Here is a 22,352-nt window from a genome sequence, read left to right on the forward strand (position 1 = left end):
ACTTCAGGCGGTCGGCGGACCGCCCGGCACGACGTATCCGCGCACCTTGTCGACGACGTTGTTCAGTGTCGCCGACAGTTGCGCATCGGGATCGTCGGCATATCGTCGCAGGTTGTCGAGGATTTGTGCGGCGATCACGTCCCGCCAGCCTGCGACGTCGCCGCTCATGTGCGCCGAGATGGACACGTTGTCCATGTCCCAGAGCGGGCTGTCGGCGGGCAGCGGTTCGGTGACGAACACATCCAACGATGCCGCGCCGATCTGCCCGGTGCGCAGCGCCTCGATCAGGGCGGCCTCGTCGACAAGTGCGCCGCGGCCGACGTTGACGAGGTGCGCGTCGGTGCGCATCGCGGCCAGCACCTCGGCATCGATCATGTTCTCGGTCTCGGCGGTGAACGGAGCGATCACCACGACGGTGTCGAAGTCGCCCACGTAGTCGGTCAGCTGTGCGGACTCGCGGACCTCACCGAAGTCGGGGTCGCCGGTTCGGGCGCGGCGTCCGGCCCCGGTCACCTCGATGCCGAACGCCCGCAGCAACCGCGCGATCTCGCGGCCGATACCGCCGGTGCCGATGACCAGCGCGGAGCGACCGGCGGCCATCAGGGTTTCGCGATGCTGCCACCGATGCTCCCGCTGCAGTTGCTTGGATTCGTGTAACCGCTTGTCGCGGGCCAGGATCGAGGCCAGGACGAACTCGGCGATGGGGCGGTCGAAGGCGCCGTGCGCGTTGGTCACGACGACATCGGCGGCGACCAGATCGTCGAACAGCAACGAGTCCACCCCGGCCGCGCAGACGTGTATCCACCGCAGCGAGTCGGCGGCGGCCCAGTTCTCGCGCAGCGCCCGGGAGAAGTAGTCCCAGAGCACCAGGGCGTCGGCGCCCGGCAGGACGGCGCCCAGGTCGTCGGCGGTGGCATGCCGGATATCGGCGAGTTTCTCCAGTTCGGCCAGGTTGGGAGGGGGTGGCGCGTCGGGCGAACCGAGCAGGACCACCACCGGATCGGGTGCAGCCATGCGCCCCACGCTACCGGCACCGGAGATCCCCCGTTCGGATCGGATTGGCACGCGGCGGACTCCTCGGCGACCGCGCACACCTCGAACGCCGCCGAGCAGTTCGCGCCGACGGGATATCGAGGAGCCGACCACTACGTCGACGCTCCCGCCGTCACCGGACGCAGCGTCATCACCGCGGCCGCCGTCGCGCCGGTGGAGTTCGCCCGAGAGATCTTCGCGCAGTTACAGATCTACGACCACCGCGATCCGTCCGGCTTCTGTCGGCCGGCGGGTCAGCAATGAGTAGACCGGCGGGTCAGCAATGAGTAGAGAGGCCTTCTCATCAGGAACTCTTGAGCCGGTCGGCGCTGACGGCGTTCCGCACTCAACGCCAGTTCCTCGCTCTCGCCGAGGAACTGGCCCGCCCGGCCGGACTGACCGCGACTCGGTGGCAGGTGCTCGTTGCCACCCGGGAAAGTCCGCTCACCGTGTCCGACGTCGCCCGCGCCATGGGCATCACCCGTCAGAGCGTGCAGCGCACCGCCGACATCCTCGCCGCCGACGGACTGATCGCGTACCGGGACAATCCCGCCCACGTCCGCGCCAAAATCGTGGCACCCACCGACGCCGGGATCGCCGCGGTCGGACGAATCAACCCGCAGCACAGTGCCGCCGCAGACGCGCTCGCCGAGCGACTCGGCGAGAAACGGTGGCAGGCCGCACTCGAAGCCCTCGAGGCACTCTCGGCCGCGTTGACAGCGCTCTGAATTCCGTTGACAGCGCTCTCAATCCCGTTCACAGCGCCCTGAATCCCGTTGACGGCGCCCGATACTCCGTTGACGGCGCCCCGAAGCCGGATGCGTTGGTTCCCGAGCGAAGAGTGATCAGATCCGCACCGAGATCACGCATGTCTCGTGACCGAGTTCTCGCGTCAGGTCGGCGACGAACTCCTCGGACAGCGGCTGCCACCAGTTCCAGAAGCTGATGGCGAACTCGCCGAGTGCCCAGCGTTCCCCTTCCACCCACTCCCAGTCACTCGTACGCAGGTCGGCACCGCACCGAGCGCACGGGAGAAGGTCGACACCATCGGAATCCCACCACTTGTTGAACACATCCAATGACCTGGTCTGCCAGGTGTCGCAGTCCTCCTCGCCACTGCAGCGTGGACACCGGGCGGCCCGCCCCACCAGCTCGATCGGACTGAACACCTGCCGCGTGGTGACGAATTCGACACCCTCGGAACACATCTCATGACCCGGGGCGAGGTCGACGGTCGCGGTGGCGGCCGGTCCGGGTAGCCAGAGCACCCCGCCGCCGAGCGCGCTGTCCCGCTCATCACGGATGACGCCGCGGCGCAGCAGCCACTCGCACATCCGGTCGTGAACAGCCGCGACGTCCACCTCACCCCTGACGTCGATATCGACAACGTCGACCTTGGTATCACCCACGAGACCATCCGATCACACCGGAATCCTCCACACCCGACGCAGAGAAGGTGTCTAATTGTTGACAATCCGACGATGAGGCCTCACGGTGGACCCATGACCGCCGTGGCACCCCGCACTCAGACCGCATCGTTGTCGCCGATCCTCAAACAGGCCACGCCCGTCGTGGTCGATCACGCGCAGGGTTCGTGGATTCACGGCACCGACGGCAGGGATTACCTCGACTTCACCACCGGAATCGGCGTGACCAGCACCGGACACTGCCACCCACGCGTCGTGGCCGCGGCACAAGCCCAGTGCGCCAAGGTGATTCACGCCCAGTACACGACGGTGATGCATACGCCACTGCTGGAACTCACCGAACGGCTCGGCGGAGTACTCCCACCCGGACTCGACTCGGTCTTCTACGCCAATTCCGGCTCGGAGGCCGTCGAGGCCTCCGTTCGCCTGGCGCGGATGGCCACCGGACGGCCCAACATCATCGTCTTCCAAGGCGGATTCCACGGGCGCACTGTCGCCGCGGCCAGTCTGACCAGCGCCGGAACCCGCTTCTCGGCCGGCTTCTCCCCGCTGATGGGCGGTGTTCACATGGCGCCCTTCCCTTACGCCTACCGATACGGGTGGGACGTCGAGACCGCCGTCGATTTCGCGCTCGCCGAACTCGACTACCTGCTGACCTCGCGCGTCGCCCCCAATGACACCGCCGCATTCCTTATCGAACCCGTCCTCGGTGACGGCGGCTACCTGCCCACCCCGCTTCGATTCCTCCACGGCCTGCGTGAACGTGCCGACGCACACGGCATCCTGCTGATCGTCGACGAGGTGCAGTCGGGCTTCGGTCGGACGGGCCGGTTCTGGGGACACCAGCACGCCGACGGCCTCACCCCCGACATCCTCATCACCGCCAAGGGACTCGCCTCCGGTTTGCCGATCTCGGCGATCGCCGCCCCCACCGAGGTGATGAGCAAGGCATGGCCGGGTTCGCAGGGTGGTACCTACGGCGGCAATGCGGTCGCCGCGGCAGCCGCCATCGCCACCCTCGACGTCATCGACGACGAAGACCTCGTCGAGAACGCCCGGATACGCGGGCAACAGTTGGTCGACGGAATCCGCCACGCCACCGCACCTTTCGACACTGTCGGTGACGTCCGCGGACTCGGACTGATGGTCGGGATCGAGTTCGTCATCCGCGACGGCGGGCGCACCGTGCCCGATCCGGCAGCCGCACTGGCCGTCCAGCAGGCCACCACCGACCATGGACTGCTCACCCTCACCTGCGGGCCGGCCGGCAACGTCGTCCGTCTGATCCCGGCGCTGGTGGTCACCGAGGACGAGATCGCCACCGGCGTCGCCCGTTTCACCGCCGCACTGGAATCGGCGCTGAGCGCACGAGCGCTGGGCGGATGAGCTCGCCCGTCCTCGCCGACCTCGCCGCGCACGGTCTGTCCGTCGACGACTCATCACGCCGACGCGCCGAATACTCCTACGACGCCTCCAATTATCGCGTCCCACCCCTGGCGGTGGTGTTTCCCCGCAGCGCCGACGAGGTGGCGACTGCCGCGCGACTGTGTCATCGTCACCGAGTCCCCATCGTCGCCCGCGGCGGCGGAACCTCCATGGCCGGCAACGCGATCGGCGCCGGCATCGTCGTCGACCTCTCACGTCACCTGACCACGGTCAGCACGATCGACGCCGACGCCCGCACCGCTACCGCCGACGCCGGCGTCATCCTCTCCGAACTCGCCACCGCGGTCGGACACGCCACCGACGGTGCCCTCACCTTCGCGCCCGATCCGTCGTCGGCGTCCCGGGCCACCATCGGCGGCGCGATCGGCAACGATGCCTGCGGTAACCATTCAGTCCGGTACGGACGTACCAGCGATCATGTACTGTCACTGGATCTCGTCACCGCCGACGGCCTGCGGATCACCGCCACCCGAACGGGACTGGCCGCCACCCGGCCCGGCGACGCGACCGCCACGGCGCGCGCCGCCGACCTCGCCGAGTCGATGCGCGAGCTCATCGCACGCAATCTCGGACCCCTGCGCACCGAACTTGAGACCATCTCACGCCAGGTATCGGGCTATCACCTCGCGCACCTGTTGCCGGAGAACGGCTTCGACGTCGCCCGCGTACTCGTCGGCAGCGAGGGCGGCTGCGCGATCGTGGTGGCCGCCACCGTACGACTCGTACCGGCCGCGACGTCGCAGCAATTGCTGTGCGTCGGTTACCGTTCCGTCGCCGACGCCGCCCGCGACGTGCCGGCGATCCTGCCGTTCGAACCGTCCGCGATCGAGGGGATCGATCACGCCATCGTCACCACCATGGCGGCCCGACGCGGTCCCGACACCATCACGGGCCTGCCCGATGGCAAGTCGTGGCTGTTCATCGACCTCGACGACCACAGTGCCCGGGCCATCTCCGAACCCGACGTGGCGTCGACCAGCAAACGACTACTCGAGCACCTCACAGCACAGGGCCGGATGGTCGATGCCGTCCTCGTCGACGATCCGCAGATCCGAAAGTCCCTGTGGCGCATCCGCGAGGACGGTGCGGGATTGTCGGCGCGACTGGTCACCGACAGCACGGTCGACAGCCCACCCGGGGACGACACCACCGCCGCAGTGGCCTACGAATCCTGGCCCGGCTGGGAGGACGCGGCCGTCGCCCCCGACCGGCTCGCCGACTACCTCGTCGACTTCCAATCACTGCTCGACGAGTATCACCTCACCGGGGTGATGTACGGGCACTTCGGCGCCGGCTGCATGCATGTGCGCATCACCTTCGACCTCCGTACCGCCAACGGTCGGGACACGATGCGCCGATTCTGCACGGCCGCAGCGCGACTCGTCGTCGCCCATGGTGGGTCCCTGTCCGGCGAGCATGGTGACGGACGTGCCCGGTCCGAGTTGCTGCCAATCATGTACTCGCAGGCCTTGCTCACCGCATTCGGTGAGTTCAAGCGGATCTGGGATCCGGACGGCATCCTGAACCCCACGGCCATCGTCGACCCCGCGCCGATCACCGCAGATCTGGCGTTGGCCGATGTGAGCAATCGGCCGTGGTCGGACACCGACGACTCATCCACGCCGCCAACCACACTCGATCCCTTCATCCATGCCGTCCAGGGATGCATCGGCGTCGGACGGTGCCGAAGCTCCAGCGGCGGCGTGATGTGTCCGTCCTATCGGGCCACCCGCGACGAGAAGGACTCCACCCGCGGCCGGGCCCGCGTGCTCCAGGAGATGGTTCGCGCCGCCCCCGACATCCAATCCGGTTGGCGGTCCGACGATGTGGCCGACGCCCTCGATCTGTGCCTGTCGTGTAAGGCCTGCTCGTCGGATTGCCCGACCGGCGTCGACATGGCGTCCTACAAGTCGCAGTTCCTGCACCATCACTACCGGAGACGACTGCGTCCCGCATCGCACTATTCGCTGGGCTGGATGCCGGCGTGGCTTCCCGCGGCCACCGCGGCGGCACCGATCGTCAACCGCTCCCTACACATACGGCCCTTCCAGCGGGTCGCCTCACGGCTCGCCGGTGTCGACGCCCGCCGCGCCATGCCCGCCTTCGCCACCCGACGCCGGGTGCGGCGGTCTCTGGACGGATTGACCGCCCCGGACCCGCACACCGACACCATCCTCCTCGTCGACACCTTCACGCGCGCATTCCGGCCGCAGGTGGCCACGGCCACCGCCCGTCTCCTCGGCGCCACCGGCGACGCGGTCGGCACCCGCAGTGACGCCTGCTGCGGCCTGACATGGATCTCCACCGGGCAGCTCACCCACGCCCGAAAGGTCCTTGCCCGCACCGCCGATACCCTCGACGACGGTACCAACCGCCCCATCGTCGTACCCGAACCGAGTTGCGCATCGGCACTACGCAAGGATCTCCCCGAACTCGTCGACTCCCCGGCCGCGCATCGGGTGGCGGCGCGGGTCCACAGCGTCGCCGCGTTCCTCCCGCGGTTGATCGAGGCGGGATTCACCCCCGAGGACCTACCCGAGACGGTGACGCTGCAGACCCACTGCCATGAGTACGCCACGTTCGGGGCGTCGACCGGCGCAGCCGCGCTGCGCGGACTGGGTGTGACCGTTCACACCGCCGACGGATGCTGCGGCGTGGCCGGCAATTTCGGTTTCGAACGCGGTCACTACGAGGTCAGCCGCCAGGTGGCCGAGCAGGCCCTCGCACCGGCCTTGCGCACCGATCCACGAGGCCCGGTGATCACCGACGGGTTCAGCTGTGCCATGGCCGTCGATCACCTCGCCGCCACCGATCCTCTCATCTCCGCCACCGGCACTCACCTCGCCGAGATCCTCGCACCACCACCGAAACCCGTTGACAGCGCCCGATTCCCCGTTCACAGCGCCCGATTCCCCGTTGACAGCGCCCGATTCCCCGTTGACAGCGCCCACCCACCCCGGAGACACGCATGACCACCACCGAATCCCGCACACACCCGGCGATCGACCGCGTCCCCACCGACCTGCTGATCGATGGCCGGTCGACACCCGCCGCGTCGGGTCGCCGATTCGACGTCGAGAATCCCGCCACCGGCGAAATCCTCACCACCGTCGCCGATGCCGACGCCGATGACGCGATGGTCGCCCTGCGAGCTGCGGCGGCACACCAGACCCGGTGGGCAATGACGAGTCCCCGTTATCGCAGTGAAATCCTCACCCGCGCCTATCAACTCATCACCGACCGCGCCGACGAGTTCGCGGCCGTGATGACCGCCGAGATGGGTAAGCCCCTCGCCGAAGCCCGGGGCGAGGTGACCTACGCCGCGGAGTTCTTCCGGTGGTTCGCCGAAGAAGCGGTCCGCATCCCCGGCGATGCGACGACCACCGGTGACGGCGGCAACCGGATCGTCGTAACCCGACGTCCCGTCGGCCCGTGCGTGCTCATCACGCCCTGGAACTTCCCCCTCGCGATGGGAACCCGCAAGATCGGTCCGGCCATCGCCGCCGGCTGCACGATGGTGTTCAAACCCGCCGAACTCACACCCCTCACCGGCCTCCTGCTCGCCGAGGTGCTGCGCGACGCCGGACTCCCCGATGGCGTCCTCAACGTCGTGACCACCACCGATCCCGCCGACGTCGTCGGCGCCTGGATGCGTTCGGGCCTGGCCCGCAAGGTCAGCTTCACCGGTTCCACCGACGTCGGCAAACTCCTCATCGCGCAAGCCGCCGAGCACGTCATGCGAACCTCGATGGAGTTGGGTGGCAACGCACCGTTCATCGTCTGCGACGACGCCGACATCGACCGCGCGCTCGACGCCGTGATGGTCGCCAAGATGCGCAACATGGGGCAGGCATGCACCGCCGCCAATCGAATCTTCGTCCACCGCAGCGTCTTCGACGAGTTCGCCGACGGACTCACACAGCGGATGCGCGCCCTGACCGTCGGCGACGGCGCCGCCGACGGCACGCAGGTGGGCCCGCTGGTCGAAGCGAAGGCCGTTGCCAAGGTGGAGCGACTCGTCACCGACGCGGTCAATCGCGGTGCCCGGATCCGTTGTGGCGGTGAGTCCGTCGACGGTCCCGGCCACTTCTATCCGCCGACGGTGCTGACCGGCGTGAGCGGCGATGCGGAGTTGATGCACACCGAGATCTTCGGTCCGGTCGCGGCGCTGATCCCGTTCGACGGCGACGGCACCGACGCCGACGACGCCGTGATCGGCATGGCCAACGCCACCCCGTGGGGTCTCGTCGGTTATGTCTGCTCCGCCGACGCCGACCGCCTCGCCGAGATTGCCGATGCGCTCGAAGTGGGTATGGTCGGACTCAACACCGGCCTCGTCTCCAACCCGGCCGCCCCGTTCGGAGGTGTCAAGCAGTCCGGGCTCGGCCGCGAGGGCGGTCGGCTCGGCATCGAGGAGTTCCTCGACGTCAAGTACACATCCACCCCGATACGGCAGAGGAAGCGCTAGGTGTATCTCGGAACCCAGCTGTTCACCGACAGCGAGTACGCCGACCGGCTGACCCGCGTGCGGGAACGTATGGATCAGCAGGGGCTCTCGGCACTCATCGTCACCGAACCGGCCAACCTCTTCTACCTCATCGGCTACAACGCGTGGTCTTTCTACACCCCGCAGATGCTGTTCGTCCCCATCGAGGGTGAGCTGGTGTTCTTCGCCCGCGAGATGGATGCCCATGGCGCACACCGCACGACGTGGCTGCCAGAGGAGCAGATCGTCGGCTATCCGGAGAGCTACGTGCATCGCCCGCATGTGCATCCCTTCGACTGGGTGGCGTGGGCGCTGCGACAGCGGCATCTGATTGCCCCGGCGTCTCGAGCCGGATCGGTTGGCCTGGAGATGGATTCGCACTACTTCACGCCCAAGGCGTACCGCGCGCTGTACAACGCGATCCCGGAGTGGAAACTCGTCGACGGCTTCGAACTGGTCAACTGGGTGCGATCGGTGAAGTCCGAGGCGGAGATCCAGCTGATGCGCCAGGCCGGGATGGTGTGTTCGGAGGCGATGCGCGCCGCCATCGACACCGTCGAGGTCGGGGTGCGGCAATGCGATGCGGCGGCGGCCATTTCGCAGGCACAGATCACCGGGACCGAGGACTTCGGCGGTGACTATCCGGCGATCGTCCCGATGATGCCGACCGGCGCCGCCGCCGACACCCCGCATCTGACCTGGCATCAGGGCACGTTCGCGAACAACGAGGCCGTCGTCATCGAACTCACCGGCGCGCACAACCGGTATCACTGCCCGCTGGCCCGCACGGTCGCGCTCGGCACGCCGTCGAAGGATCTCGACTACGTCGCGCAGGCCACCGCCGAGGGCCTCAACAATGTCCTCGACGCCATCCGCCCCGGGGTGGCCACCCGGGAACTCGCCTCCACCTGGAACTGGACGCTGGCCAAGTACGGTCTCGAAAAGCCCTCTCGTCTCGGCTATTCCATCGGAATCGGATATCCGCCGGATTGGGGTGAGCGCACCATCAGCATCCGCACCGAAGACGAGACGATCCTGGAGACCAACATGACCTTTCACATCATCTGCGGAATGTGGATGGAGAACTACGGTTTCGAGCTGTCGGAGTCGGTTCGGGTGAGCCCGACCGGGGTCGAGACGTTCACCAGCTTCCCCCGCGAACTCATCCAGAAGTGAGATGCCCCAATGACGTTCACCGCACCCACCGCACCCACCATCCCGCTGGCCGAACGCGCCAAGGACCTCGTCGGGTCGATGATCGACTCGTCGACCTCGCTGCTGGCGGCACAAACCCACGACATCGTCCGATTCGCCATGGGTTCCCCCGCCGACGAGGCCGTCCCGGCCGAGGAGTTCCGGCAGATCGCCGGCGAGATCCTGGACAATTCGTCCTTCACCTACGGCGCCACCGAGGGTGAACCACGACTGCTGCAACTGCTCGTCGACTACCTCGCCACCACCCCGGATCCGTCGACCCATGATCGCCTCGTCATCACCACCGGCGGTATGCAAGGGCTCGACCTCGCGTCGAAACTCTTTGTCGATCCCGGTGACCTGGTCATCGTCGAGTCCCCCACCTACACCAACGGCAGCGCCACCGCCCTCTCCTACGGTGCCCAACTCCTCGAGGTACCCGTCGACGACCACGGCATGCAGGTCGACACTCTCGTCGATCTCGTCGAGCGCACGCGCCGGACACCGAAGGCCATCTACACCATCCCCACCTTCCAGAATCCGTCCGGCGTCACCCTGAGTGAGGAACGCCGCCGGGAACTGCTGCGCCTGGCCCATCGGTGGGGTGCGGTCATCATCGACGATGACCCGTACGGTTTGCTGCGCTTCTCCGGCGAGGACATCCCGACCTTCCAGACCCTCTCCCCCGGCGACCCGCTCGTGTTCTCGGTGCGCACGTTCTCCAAGATCCTCGCGCCCGGCTGGCGGGTCGGCTGGGTGGACGCCGATCCGTCTCTGCGCCAACTGCTCATCAACGGCAAGCAGGCGATGGACACCTGCACCAACGTCCCCAATCAGCACATCGTCGCCGAGTACATCGCCCGCGGCGGCCTACAGGATCATCTGGCCTCGCTGCGCACGCTGTACCGGGAACGCAAGGACGCGATGCTCTCCTCGATCGGCCGTCACCTCGGTGATCGCGTCACCACCACCAACCCGGACGGCGGGTTCTTTCTGTGGGTGACCCTCGGCGCGGAGTTCGCCGAGATCGATACCCGGGAGCTCTTCGAGGTGGCCCTCACCGACGGCGTCGCGTTCATCCCCGGCCCCGCGCTGTCCCCGAGCGGACGGTTCCGCAACGCGCTGCGACTCTGCTTCGCCTCGTCGACCCCTGAGCGTATCGAGGAGGGTATTCGGCGTCTGACGGGCACTCTTGAGAGGATGTCAGCACGACCCTGACTCCCGGGTTGTGTGACGAAGGGACCCGAGCGTGACCCCCAGCGAATCCGGTGCGGCAGCCACGTCGACGATGATCGACGTCGACGAGCTCATCGCACTGACCGTGGTGCTCGTCGGGGCACCCAGCGAGAATCCCGGTGGCACCGAGGCAGAGGCCGTCGGTGTGTTGGAAAAGGCTTGCCAGAAAGCCGGTTTCACCGTGTCGACGCAGGAGGTGGCACCCGGGCGCCCCAATCTCGTCGCCACGTTGCCGGGCGGCGACGGCCCCGGGTTGATGTTCCTCGGGCACTCCGACGTCGTCCCCGCCGGACCCGGGTGGTCCGGCGATCCGTACCGTGCCCGCGTCGTCGATGGCACGATCCTCGGACGCGGCAGCACGGACATGAAGGGCGGTCTGGCCGCGGTGGTGGCGGCCATGTCGGCACTGTCTCGCTCCGGCGCCATCTTGTCCGGGCCGGTGACGCTGGTCTGTACCGTCGACGAGGAGGAACACGGCGCCGGTGTCCGCGACTTCGTTCGGCGCCCATCCGGGGAGTACCTCGGCTGTGTGGTCGCCGAACCCACCGGCCTCACCGTGGTACGCGGTTGCCGCGGCGCCTCCTACATCGAGGTCGACATCACGGGTCGCGCAGCACATTCCGGCCGCCCCGATGACGGCGCCAGCGCCATCTACGCGGCCGCCGCCATCGTCGATCTCATCCGCGCCGATCATGTCGCGATGGTCGGGTCCGCGCAGGGCCTACTGGGTTCGGGTACATGGAATGTCGGCACTATCGCAGGCGGACAAGGTATTTCGGTGGTCGCCCCGATGGCGTCGCTCGGTATCGATCGGCGACTGATGCCCGACGAGGACGCCCACGACATCGCCGCCTGGCTGCGTACGCGTATTCACGACGCCGGCATCGATACCGGCGGTATCGGTGTCGAGGTCAAGGTGACGATGGAGATGCCGGGTTTCGAAACCCCCGCCGATCACCGCCTGGTGACCACCGCCGTCGACACGATGTCTGCCATCGGCGCCCCCACCACCGTAGGCGGCTGGACCGCCGCCTGCGACGGCGGATTCATCAACCGCGACATGGGTATCCCCGCAATAGTGTTCGGCCCGGGCGACATCAACACCCAAGCCCACCAGCCCGACGAGATGGTCCGTATCGCCGACCTGCAGACGGCCGCAACGGCATACGCACGGATGGCGCAGGACCTACTCGACTGATCCCACTGCCCAGCGCTCCCGCGGCGCGGCGCGGCGCAACCCCCGCACCCCGCCGGCGGGTGGTCACCCCGCCGGCCGAGGACGCATCTACCGCCGTCCGGCCAGCGCACCGGCCCCTTCCGACACCTCCAGATCCGCTGTGCGTTCCGGTATCTCGGTGCCGCGGATCGAGCAGCCGGCCGTCTCCTTGAGGAAGACCAGCGCCACCATGCCGATGGCACAGGCGCCCATCATGTACACCGCGGGGAAGAGATTCCAGCCGGTCGAGTCGACCACCGCGTCGTTGACGAGTGGTGCGGTACCACCGAAGGCGGCGGTCGCGACGTTGTAGGAGATCGCGAATCCTGCATACCGGACCTGCGTGGGGAACATGGCCGGGAAGGTCGCCGAGATCGTCGACAGCTGCGGAATGTAGAGCAATCCGAGGATGACGAATCCGACTATGGCCCAGGCGAATCCCTGACCCATGAGCCAGTACAAGGGCAGCGACAGGACGAACAGTCCGATCAGCGAGCCCCACCACATCGGTTTGCGTCCGGTCGAATCCGACCAGGCACCGAAGAACGGGATCATCACCATCATCACCAGCTGGCCGATCAACACGACGGTCGAACCCGATGACTCCGACAACCCGATGGTGCTTTTCAGATATGTCGGCTGATACGCGAGCAGCGTGTAGTTCACCACGTTGAGGGCGATCACCATGCCGAACATGATCAGAATCGGACGCCAGTAGTTGCTCAGCAGATCCTTGAAGCGGGTCCACGCCGTACCGGTGATCTCGTTGTCCTGCTCGAGTTCCTGGAAGACCGGGGTGTCCTCCATCTGAGACCGCAGATACAGGCCGATCAGACCCATCGGCAGCGCGATGAGGAATGGGATGCGCCAGCCCCACGTCTGCATCTGCTCGTCGCTGAGCAGCACCTCCAGCAGCAGCACAAACGCGGTGCCCGCGGAGAATCCGGCGAGGGTGCCGAATTCGAGGAAGGAACCGAACCGGCCGCGCTTGCGGTCGGGCGCGTACTCGGCCATGAATGTGGCGGCGCCGCCGTATTCACCGCCGGTGGAGAATCCCTGGATCACACGCAGGGCGATCAACAGGATCGGTGCCCAGACGCCGGCCACGGCATGCGTGGGCAGCACACCGATCAGGGCGGTCGCCAGTGAGATCAGGATGATCGTGATGGCCAGCACCGACTTTCGTCCGATGCGATCACCGATCGGTCCCCAGATCATGCCGCCGAGGGGGCGGAGCACAAACGAGATCGCGAAACCGAGCATCGTGCCGATGGTGCCGAGATGGCCGGGAAAGAAGGCCTGAGTGAGATACGTGGTGGTCGCGGCGTAGACGCCGTAGTCGTACCACTCGGTGGCATTGCCGATCGCTGACGCCCCGATTGCCTTACGGAGCAGTGCTTTTCCTTCTCGCGACTCCGGATCGGGTGCGAGGTCCTCGAAGCTGGCCGAGGAGTTTGCCGTGGTCATCTGTGCCTCTCTGGTGGAGTCGGGGCCAGTTGTTCTCGGGCTGACTCAGCATCGGTGGGCGATGATCTCGGACGTACCTCGGTCCTCGAGGGCTATGACCAACCGGTCTAGGAGACTTCTTCTCCTGCCGCGGCGTCACCTATCAAACGGTGCAGCCCGTCCCTCATGTGTTCGATCATCAGCACGTCGGCCGCCGGCGCATCTCCTGCCGCGATGGCGTCCACCAATGCCTGGTGTTCGTCGATTCGGTCCTTTCCCGAGGAGTACGTTCCCCGCATCGCCCGCAGGCACATCCGCGTCTCCACGAGAATCGTCTCGTGCAGACGCGAAAGCCGCTGACTTCGTGCGTGTTCCACCAACGTCTGGTGAAACACCATGTCGGCCTCGGCCATGTCGGGCCCGTTGGGCTCGTCGGCGTGCGCTCGCATCAGTGCGACCGCGTCGGACAGGGCCGCAATCGATTCCGGGTCGTCGTGTGCAATGACCTGCTCGATTGCCGCCCGCTCCACCGCGGTTCGCGCAATGTACATGTCCCGAATGTCGTCATCATCCATCGAGACGACGAACAGTCCGCGGTTGCGGTGACTCACCAGCAGACCTTCTGCGGTGAGGCGTTGCATCGCCTCGCGCAACGGACCGCGGCTGACCCCGAGATCGGCCGCGAGGCCTGATTCCGTCAGTTGCGAACCAGGCGGAAAACTACCGTCGGCGATGGCCTCATGCAACTTGCGGGCGATGATCGCCGGTGTCGATTCCTGCACGATCGGCGCCAACACCCGTGTGCGTCCCGAGGTCGAGTCACCCCGGCCTCGTGAGCGCGCATCCGCCATCTCTGCTCTACCTTCTTACTCTTCACCGGCCGCAATGTCAGCTTCGCGCTGGACATTCCATCGCAATTCCCGTCCTGACCAGCTATTTCACGCGTCAATTCGACGAGCCCACAACTCGCCTTCTATTGTGCGATTGTTGACAATCTACTCGGATGTCGCGCCGCCTGGCAACCACACCCGACGATTCATCCCCGCACGAATCGATACCCCATCCCGGCCTCGGTCAGCAGATGCACGGGATGACCGGGATCGTCCTCAAGTTTGCGGCGCAGACTTGCCAGGTACACCCGCAGATAGTTCGACTGATTCAGGTAGGACGGCCCCCACACCGCGCCGAGGATGTCACGCTGGGACACCAACTTTCCCTCGTTGCGCACCAGCAGCTCCAGAATTCCCCACTCGGTCGGGGTGAGATGCACCGGCTCGCCGGAACGCGTCACCTGTTTGGCGGTCAGGTCCACGACGAATCCGCCGGTGTCGACCACCGCCGAACCCGGGGTGTCCGACACCGCGGCACCGCGCCGAACCGCCGCACGCAGCCGCGCGAGAAACTCTTCCATCCCAAAGGGTTTGGTGACGTAGTCATCGGCACCGGCATCGAGTGCGGCCACCTTGTCGACGGATTCGCCCCGCGCCGAGAGCACGATCACCGGAACGTTGGTCCACCCACGAAGCCCTTGCAGGACTGTGATGCCGTCGATGTCGGGAAGTCCGAGATCCAACACGACGACCTGCGGGTTGGTTTTCGCCGCGGCCGCCAGAGCCGACGCACCGGTCGAGGCGGTGGTGACCTGAAAACCCCGCGCCGCCAGATTGATCCGCAACGCACGCAACAACTGTGGCTCATCGTCGACGACGAGCACCCGCACCCCGTCACCCATCGACGACCTCCCCCGCCCCGTCACCTTGCACCGAGACACCATCGTGTACCGCCTCGGAGGTCGGCAACGTGATCACCATCGTCGTCCCACCTCCCGGCGTGTCGGCCACCTCAAGGGTGCCACCGATCGCCGAGACGAATCCGGCGGCCACCGACAATCCCAGGCCCACACCACCGTCGGCGCCGTTGCGGTCGCTGCCCTGGGTGAACGGTGCGAACACCTGATCCCGGCGATCCGGCGGGATTCCCGCTCCGTGATCGATCACCCGGATCACCGTCTGTGATTCACCACCATCCGATACCGCCGGCGTCACCTCGACCTCCACCTCACCCCCGCCGTGCCGGACCGCGTTGTCGATGAGGTTGGCCACCGCCCGTTCCAGCAATCCGCCGTCGGTATCGGCCCAGACGGTGCCGAACGTCATCCGCACCTCGGGATTGCCCGGCTCCCGCCGTGTCACGGTCGCCACCGCACGATGCAGCACCTCCACCAGATAGGTGCGCCGCCGTTGCGGCCGCACCGCTCCCGCTGCCAGCCGCGTGGAGTCCAGCAGGTTGCTGACCAGAGCCGCGAGCTGATCCACCGATTCCTCGATGGTGGCCAGTAGTTCGGCGGTGTCCTCTGGACCGAAGGTGACATCGGTGCTGCGCAGGCTCGACACCGCCGCCTTGGCGCCGGCCAGCGGGGTGCGCAGGTCGTGACTGACCGCCGAGAGCAACGCGCGCCGCAATTCGTCGGTTTGCGCGAGCGCACGTGCCTGGGCGGCCTGCGCCTCGAGCTCACTTCGACGCACCGCGGCGGCGGCCTGCGTCGCCACCGAGGTCAACACCCGACGGTCCCGCCCACCGACAGCCGGTCCGGCCAGCAACAACTCGAACTCCCCACCCGGTACCGGACAGACCGTGTCGGCCTGCTCGGGACTCGTCGGCGGCCGCTCACCGACGGCCGCGGCCACCCGATGCGTCGTGGCGGACTCGGTGCGCACCACCGCGACCGCCCGCTGATCGTAGGTCTCGCGCACCTTCTCCAGCAGCCCGCCGACACCGGCGCCACCGAGCACCGCATCACTGAACAGGGCCAGCAGTTCCGCGTTACGACCCGCCCGCTGCGCCTGCACCCTCCGTACGGTGGCCGAATCCACCAGCACCGCAACCGCAATGGCCACCACCAGCAACACCAGAATGGTGATCATGTTGTCGGGTTCGGCGATGGTGAAGGTGAATCGCGGATCGGTGAAGAAGTAGTTGAGCAGCAGTCCCGACACCACCGCCGACAACGCCGCCGGCCCGACGCCACCGAGCATCGACACCGCAAGCACCGCCACGAAGAACAGCGCCGATTCCGACGCGAATCCCAGCCACCGATCCAGAAATGCCAGCACACCGGTCATCACGACCGGAATGACCAGTGCCGCCAACCAACTCAGCGGACGATGAAACCGGGTGTCGCGGATGTCGAGTCGCGACCGGCGTCGGGTCTCGTCGTGGGTCACCATGTGCACATCGATGCGTCCACTGGAACTGACTACGGTGGCGCCGACGCCCTCGTCGAAGATCCGCTTCCAGCGCGGTCGCCGCGATGTCCCCAGCACCAACTGGGTGGCGTTGACCCCGCGCGCGAAGTCGAGCAGCGTCGACGGAATGTCGTCGCCGACGACGGTGTGGATGCGCGCCTTGAAACCTGCTGCCAGATCACGTAATTCGTTCAGATCGGCGGCGCCGGACAGCCCGTCGCCGCGAATCACGTGGACCGCCACCAACTCCGCACTCGACCGCGACGCGATCCGGCTGGCCCGCCGCAGCAGGGTGGCCGATTCCGGCCCGCCGGTGATGGCCACGACGACCCGTTCGCGTGCCTCCCAGGTATCGGTGATGGCATGTGCCGCACGGTAATCGGCCAGATTGTCATCGACCTGGTCGGCCAGCCACAGCAGCGCCAATTCACGCAACGCGGTCAGGTTGCCCTGCCGGAAGTAGTTGGTGAGTGCGCCGTCGATCCGCCCGGCGGCATAAACCTTGCCCGCGGTGAGTCTTTGCCGCAGCGCTTCCGGTGCGATGTCGACGAGCTCGATCTGATCGGCGGCGCGCACCACGTCGTCGGGAACGGTTTCGCGTTGCACCACGCCGGTGATCTGTTCGACGACGTCGTTGAGGCTTTCCAGGTGCTGGATGTTGACGGTGGTCAGCACGTCGATCCCGGCGTCGCGCAGATCCTCGATGTCCTGCCAGCGTTTGGCGTTGACCGAACCGGGCGCATTGGTGTGCGCCAGTTCGTCGACCAGCGTCACCTGCGGGTGACGCGCCAGTACCGCGGCGAGATCCATCTCCGACAGCGTGGTGCCCCGATGGGTGACCTCGTGGCGCGGTATGACCTCCAGACCGTCGATCATGGCCGCGGTGGCCGCCCGGCCGTGCGTCTCCACCACGGCGACCACCACGTCGACACCCTCGTCGACCAACCCGCGTGCACCGGCGAGCATTTCGTAGGTCTTGCCGACACCGGGGGCGCACCCGAGAAAGACCTCGAGGCGCCCTCGGCCCTCACCTGCGATGACCATGCTCGGAGTCTATCCGCACACGGTGTGCCCCAACGCGAGGTTCACCTCGAGGACGTTGACCCGTGGCTGCCCGAGATATCCCCACTGCCGTCCTTCGGTGTAGCGGTCGACGATTTCGCGCACCTGAGCCTCGGAGCGGTTGCTGTTGCGGGCGATTCGCGGGATCTGCAGCGCGGCATACTCGGGGCTGATGTGCGGGTCGAGCCCGGACCCGGATCCGGTGACGGCATCAACCGGAACCTGCTCGGGCGCAATACCTTCACGCTGCGCGATCACGGTACGTCGGGCCTCGATGTTGCGCGCCAACGTCTCGCTGTTGGGTCCCTGGTTGGATGCCGCCGACGCCGACGGGTCACCGGTGGCCATCGGGTCGTCGGCCGAACCCAGTACGCGGGCATGAAGATACGAATCCGGTTGTCCCGCAGGCACCTGCGGGTCGACACCGATCAGCGTCGAACCCGCCGGACATCCGCGCGCGTCGGTGACCTGGGACCCCTCGGCCGATGACGAGTCGATCCGCGAGGCCGCCCACACGACCGCCGGATACCCCACGCCCAGGATTGCGGTGAGCGCGGCCAGGATCAGCACCGCGGCGCCACATTGCCGGACGAACCCGGTGATGGTTGTCTTCATGTCCCCTTACCCCATTCCCGGGATGAAACGCACGACGAGGTCGATCAGCCAGATCCCCACGAACGGGGTGATCACGCCGCCGACGCCGTAGACGAGCAGATTGCGTCCGAGCAGACGCGACGCCGAACTGGGCCGATACCGGACTCCCCGCAACGACAGCGGGATGAGCGCCACGATGATCAGCGCGTTGAACACCACCGCCGAGACGATCGCCGACTGCGCCGAATGCAACCGCATGATGTTGAGCGAGTCGAGTTGCGGATAGATTCCGACGAACAGTGCGGGCAGGATCGCGAAATACTTGGCGAGGTCATTGGCCAGCGAGAACGTCGTCAACGCCCCGCGGGTGATGAGCAGTTGCTTGCCGACGGCCACCACCTCGATGAGTTTGGTCGGGTCCGAATCGAGGTCGACCATGTTGCCGGCCTCCTTGGCCGCCGACGTACCGGTGTTCATCGCGACCCCCACGTCCGCCTGCGCCAATGCGGGTGCGTCGTTGGTGCCGTCGCCGGTCATCGCGACCAGCCGTCCGCCGGCCTGTTCCGAACGGATCAGGGCCAGCTTGTTCTCCGGGGTCGCCTCCGCGACGAAGTCGTCGACGCCCGCCTCGGCGGCTATGGCCTGCGCCGTCAGCGGATTGTCGCCGGTCACCATCACCGTGCGGATACCCATCTCCCGCAACTGCGCAAACCGTTGCGCCATACCGGGTTTGACCACGTCGGAGAGCTGGATGACGCCCAGCACGCGCGGTGCGCCATCGGCGGCACGTTGTGCGACCACCAGCGGAGTGGCCCCGGCGCTGGACACCGACGTCACCGTCGCCGACACCTCCGGCGGCATCGCGCCACCGTGCTCGGCGACCCACCGCGTCACCGCGTCGGCGGCACCCTTGCGGTACTCGACGACGCCACCACCGTCATCGACGGGCAGATGGAAGTCGATGCCGCTCATGCGTGTTTCCGCGGTGAACGGCACGACCTCGACGCTCGGATGGTCGCGACGTCGCCCGGCGGCGACGGTACCCGCATCGAAGGTCTCCACCCCGTGGGTGTCGACACACAGGTCGACGATGCTGCGTCCCTCCGGAGTGTCGTCGGCGATGCTGCACCGGTTGGCGACCTCGGCGAGCTCGGGGGTCGAGATACCGGGGGCCGCATGCAGTTCGGTGGCGCGCCGATTGCCGTAGGTGATGGTGCCGGTCTTGTCCAGCAGCAGGGTGTCGATGTCACCGGCAGCCTCCACCGCCCGGCCGGACATGGCGAGGACATTGCGCTGCACGAGCCGATCCATTCCGGCGATGCCGATCGAGCTGAGAAGTGCCCCGATGGTTGTCGGGATCAGGCAGACCAGCAGCGCAATCAGCTTGGTCGGGTCGGGTGATTGTCCCGCGTACTGATTCATGGGCCCGACGGCGACGACGGCGAGCAGGAAGATGATGGTGAGGCTCGCCAGCAGGATGTCCAGGGCGATCTCGTTGGGTGTCTTCTTACGTGCGGCCCCTTCGACCAGCGAGATCATCCGGTCGACGAAGGTCTGCCCCGGTTCGGCGGTGATCTCGACGATGATGCGGTCCGACAGCACGACGGTGCCGCCGGTCACCGCGCACCGGTCGCCGCCGGATTCCCGTACCACCGGTGCGGATTCACCGGTGATGGCCGACTCGTCGACCGTCGCGATTCCGTCGACGACGTCCCCGTCGCCGGCGATGACCTCACCGGCCTCGACGACGATCCGGTCACCGACGCGCAGGGCGCTGCCGGCGACGGTGTCGATCGCGCCGCTCGTCGAGATGCGGCGTGCCATCGTGTCGCGCTTCACCTTTCGCAGACTGTCGGCCTGCGCGCGACCGCGGCCTTCGGCTACGGCCTCGGCGAGATTGGCGAACAGGACGGTGAACCACAGCCACGCGGTGATCAGCCAGGCGAACCACGACGGCTGCCAGATCGCGAGCAGCGTGGTCACGATCGACCCCAGATAGACCACGAACATCACCGGATTACGCGCCTGCGCACGGGGATTGAGTTTCCGCGCCGCCTGCGGCAATGAGGTGATCAGCGACCGGACGTCAAACGCACCCTGCGTCACCAACCCCGGCTCGTCCGGACCTTCCCCGACGGGAGGTGATATCTCGGAATCGGAAGTCTTGTCGGTCAGATCAACGCTCACAGCAGTGCCTCCGCAATGGGTCCCAGCGCCATGGCCGGGAAGAAGGTGAGTCCGGCGACGAGCAACGTCGTGCCGAGCAACAGCGCACCGAACAGCACGCCGTGGGTGGGTAGGGTCGACGCCTTGGTCTCGACCGAGATCCGTTCCGCGACAGCCACACCGCCGCCACCATCCGTCGACCGGGCGCCCTTTTCCGTCGACTGGGCGCCCTTTTCCGTCGACTGGGCGACCCGTCCCTTCTGTCCGGCGAACAATCCGGCGAGAGCGAGAACGAAGACGATGGGCAGGAAGCGACCCAGCAGCATCGCGAGTCCGAGCGAGACCTGGAACCAGTCGCTGGTCACGGTCAATCCACCGAAGGCACTGCCGTTGTTGTTCGCGGCCGAGGCGTAGGCGTAGAGAACCTCGCTGAACCCGTGGATGGAACCCGGCGATCCGGGGTCTCCACCGTTACCCTGGGGGTCGAGTGTCGCTCCCATGACGACGCTGATTCCCGCACCCGTCAGCACCAGTGCCGGCATGACGAGGATGTACAACGCCGACATCGTGATCTCGTTCTGCCCGACCTTCTTTCCGAGGAATTCCGGCGAGCGACCGACCAGCAATCCGCCGACGAACACGGTGATGACCGAGAGGATCAGCAAGCCGTAGAGACCCGAACCGACACCGCCGGGCGCGACCTCGCCGAGCAGCATGTTCCAGATGAGGGCACCTCCGCCACCTGCGGAGAAACTGTCGTGGGCGGCATCCACGGCGCCGGTGGAGGTTCCCGTCGTCGACACCGCGAACAATGCCGACGCCGGTATCCCGAAACGTTGTTCCTTGCCTTCCATCATCGCGCCGGCCGCAGTCGCGGCGACACCATTCGGGTGGGTTTCGAACCACCACACGACGGCGAGCATTCCCGCCCAGATCGAGCCCATGACGGCCACCAGGGTCAGGCCCTGACGACGATCATCGACCAGCGTTCCGTAGGTCCGGGTCAGGCACACCGGGATGAGCAGAAGTGCAATGATTTCAACGACATTGGACAACGGTGTCGGATTCTCGAAGGGATGCGCGGAGTTCGCCGACAGGGTTCCGCCGCCGTTGGTGCCGAGTTCCTTGATCGCCTCCTGGGAAGCGAACGGCCCGATCAGGCTGCGCGACGATTCGCCACCGAACACCGAGAACCCGAATCCGCTGTGCAGCGACTGCACCACACCCTGTGTCAACAGGATGAGCGCGACAATCACGGACAGCGGCAACAGGATTCGCAGATTTCCGCGCACCAGATCGACCCAGAAGTTGCCGATCTGACCGGTCCCCCGCCGGTTCACCAACCCGCGGATCAACGCCACCGCGACGGCCATGCCGACCGCTGCGGACACGAAGTTCTGCACCGCCAGGCCGAGCATCTGCGTCAGATTGCTCATCACCACCTCCGGCGAGTACGACTGCCAATTGGTGTTGGTGACAAAGGAGATCGCGGTGTTGAACGCGACCGACGGGTCGACGCCGGGTTTGCCGTCCGACCATGGCAGCACTCCCTGCAGACGCTGCAGCAGGTACAGAAGGAGGGTCGAGACCAGCGAAAAGGCCAGCACAGCAAGGGCGTAGCCCTTCCACGTCTGCGACTGACGCGGGTCGACGCGGGCGATCCGGTACAGGCCACGCTCGACGGCGAGGTCCCGATCGGATCGGTAGACGCGGGCCATGTAGTCGCCGAGCGGGATATAGGCGGCGGCCAGCACGACGATGACGGTGGCCACCTGGGCCACCGCAGCTGCAGTTGAGTTCAC

Annotated in this window: 16 protein-coding genes; 7 read left to right on the top strand and 9 right to left on the bottom strand. The window is 66.8% G+C overall.

Annotated elements, in window-relative coordinates; translation table 11 throughout:
• Nucleotides 1-3: 3 nt before the first annotated feature.
• Nucleotides 4-1,014, bottom strand: coding sequence for a D-2-hydroxyacid dehydrogenase (locus ACWETB_RS17540; protein WP_449741698.1), 1,011 nt, complete (start codon nt 1,012-1,014; stop codon nt 4-6).
• 332 nt (nt 1,015-1,346) lie between these two features.
• Between ACWETB_RS17540 and ACWETB_RS17545 the strand changes: the two genes are divergently transcribed.
• Complete coding sequence (locus ACWETB_RS17545) at nt 1,347-1,760, top strand: MarR family winged helix-turn-helix transcriptional regulator (protein ID WP_452212519.1); 414 nt, start codon at nt 1,347-1,349, stop codon at nt 1,758-1,760.
• Nucleotides 1,761-1,877: 117 nt separating this feature from the next.
• Here ACWETB_RS17545 and ACWETB_RS17550 read toward each other — a convergent pair whose 3' ends face one another.
• A complete protein-coding gene (locus ACWETB_RS17550; protein WP_452212521.1) occupies nt 1,878-2,441 on the bottom strand; it encodes a hypothetical protein in 564 nt (187 codons plus the stop codon).
• A gap of 93 nt (nt 2,442-2,534) precedes the next feature.
• On the opposite strand from ACWETB_RS17550, the gene ACWETB_RS17555 reads away from it, so the two are divergent.
• The 6 genes from ACWETB_RS17555 (at nt 2,535) to ACWETB_RS17580 (ending at nt 12,019) form a co-directional block, all read left to right on the top strand.
• Nucleotides 2,535-3,845 (top strand): aspartate aminotransferase family protein, encoded by a 1,311-nt coding sequence (locus ACWETB_RS17555; RefSeq protein ID WP_452212523.1) that lies wholly within the window; start codon nt 2,535-2,537, stop codon nt 3,843-3,845.
• A complete protein-coding gene (locus ACWETB_RS17560; RefSeq protein ID WP_452212525.1) occupies nt 3,842-6,877 on the top strand; it encodes an FAD-binding and (Fe-S)-binding domain-containing protein in 3,036 nt (1,011 codons plus the stop codon). The genes ACWETB_RS17555 and ACWETB_RS17560 overlap by 4 nt, the downstream gene beginning before the upstream one ends.
• Nucleotides 6,874-8,373 (top strand): NAD-dependent succinate-semialdehyde dehydrogenase, encoded by a 1,500-nt coding sequence (locus ACWETB_RS17565; protein WP_452212527.1) that lies wholly within the window; start codon nt 6,874-6,876, stop codon nt 8,371-8,373. Before ACWETB_RS17560 ends, ACWETB_RS17565 begins: the two co-directional genes overlap by 4 nt.
• Nucleotides 8,374-9,567: a M24 family metallopeptidase gene (locus tag ACWETB_RS17570; RefSeq protein WP_449741704.1), complete on the top strand. Its 1,194-nt coding sequence runs from the start codon at nt 8,374-8,376 to the stop codon at nt 9,565-9,567.
• 9 nt (nt 9,568-9,576) lie between these two features.
• On the top strand, nt 9,577-10,803 hold the full coding sequence (locus ACWETB_RS17575; protein WP_452212529.1) for an aminotransferase-like domain-containing protein: 1,227 nt from the start codon (nt 9,577-9,579) through the stop codon (nt 10,801-10,803).
• Between the two features lie 70 nt (nt 10,804-10,873).
• Nucleotides 10,874-12,019, top strand: a complete 1,146-nt coding sequence (locus ACWETB_RS17580; RefSeq protein WP_452212563.1) for a M20 family metallopeptidase — start codon at nt 10,874-10,876, stop codon at nt 12,017-12,019.
• Between the two features lie 87 nt (nt 12,020-12,106).
• On the opposite strand, the gene ACWETB_RS17585 is transcribed toward ACWETB_RS17580, so the two are convergent.
• The 7 genes from ACWETB_RS17585 to kdpA all read right to left on the bottom strand — a co-directional run bounded on the left by ACWETB_RS17585 (nt 12,107) and on the right by kdpA (nt 22,352).
• On the bottom strand, nt 12,107-13,504 hold the full coding sequence (locus ACWETB_RS17585) for an MFS transporter (RefSeq protein WP_452212531.1): 1,398 nt from the start codon (nt 13,502-13,504) through the stop codon (nt 12,107-12,109).
• A 107-nt stretch (nt 13,505-13,611) separates the two neighbouring features.
• Complete coding sequence (locus ACWETB_RS17590) at nt 13,612-14,334, bottom strand: GntR family transcriptional regulator (protein ID WP_452212533.1); 723 nt, start codon at nt 14,332-14,334, stop codon at nt 13,612-13,614.
• Between the two features lie 185 nt (nt 14,335-14,519).
• Nucleotides 14,520-15,215, bottom strand: coding sequence for a response regulator (locus tag ACWETB_RS17595; protein WP_452212535.1), 696 nt, complete (start codon nt 15,213-15,215; stop codon nt 14,520-14,522).
• The gene (locus tag ACWETB_RS17600) at nt 15,208-17,772 is read right to left on the bottom strand and encodes a DUF4118 domain-containing protein (RefSeq protein WP_452212537.1); all 2,565 of its coding nucleotides are present in this window, start codon (nt 17,770-17,772) and stop codon (nt 15,208-15,210) included. Before ACWETB_RS17600 ends, ACWETB_RS17595 begins: the two co-directional genes overlap by 8 nt.
• A 9-nt stretch (nt 17,773-17,781) precedes the next feature.
• Nucleotides 17,782-18,405 carry a potassium-transporting ATPase subunit C gene (locus tag ACWETB_RS17605; protein ID WP_452212539.1) on the bottom strand — a complete coding sequence of 208 codons (624 nt, stop codon included), beginning with the start codon at nt 18,403-18,405 and terminating at the stop codon, nt 17,782-17,784.
• Between the two features lie 6 nt (nt 18,406-18,411).
• Nucleotides 18,412-20,571, bottom strand: coding sequence for a potassium-transporting ATPase subunit KdpB (kdpB, locus tag ACWETB_RS17610; RefSeq protein WP_452212541.1), 2,160 nt, complete (start codon nt 20,569-20,571; stop codon nt 18,412-18,414).
• Entirely contained in the window at nt 20,568-22,352 is a 1,785-nt protein-coding gene (kdpA, locus tag ACWETB_RS17615; protein ID WP_452212543.1) for a potassium-transporting ATPase subunit KdpA, read from the bottom strand. Before kdpA ends, kdpB begins: the two co-directional genes overlap by 4 nt.

The organism is Gordonia sp. NPDC003950, assembly GCF_053605205.1.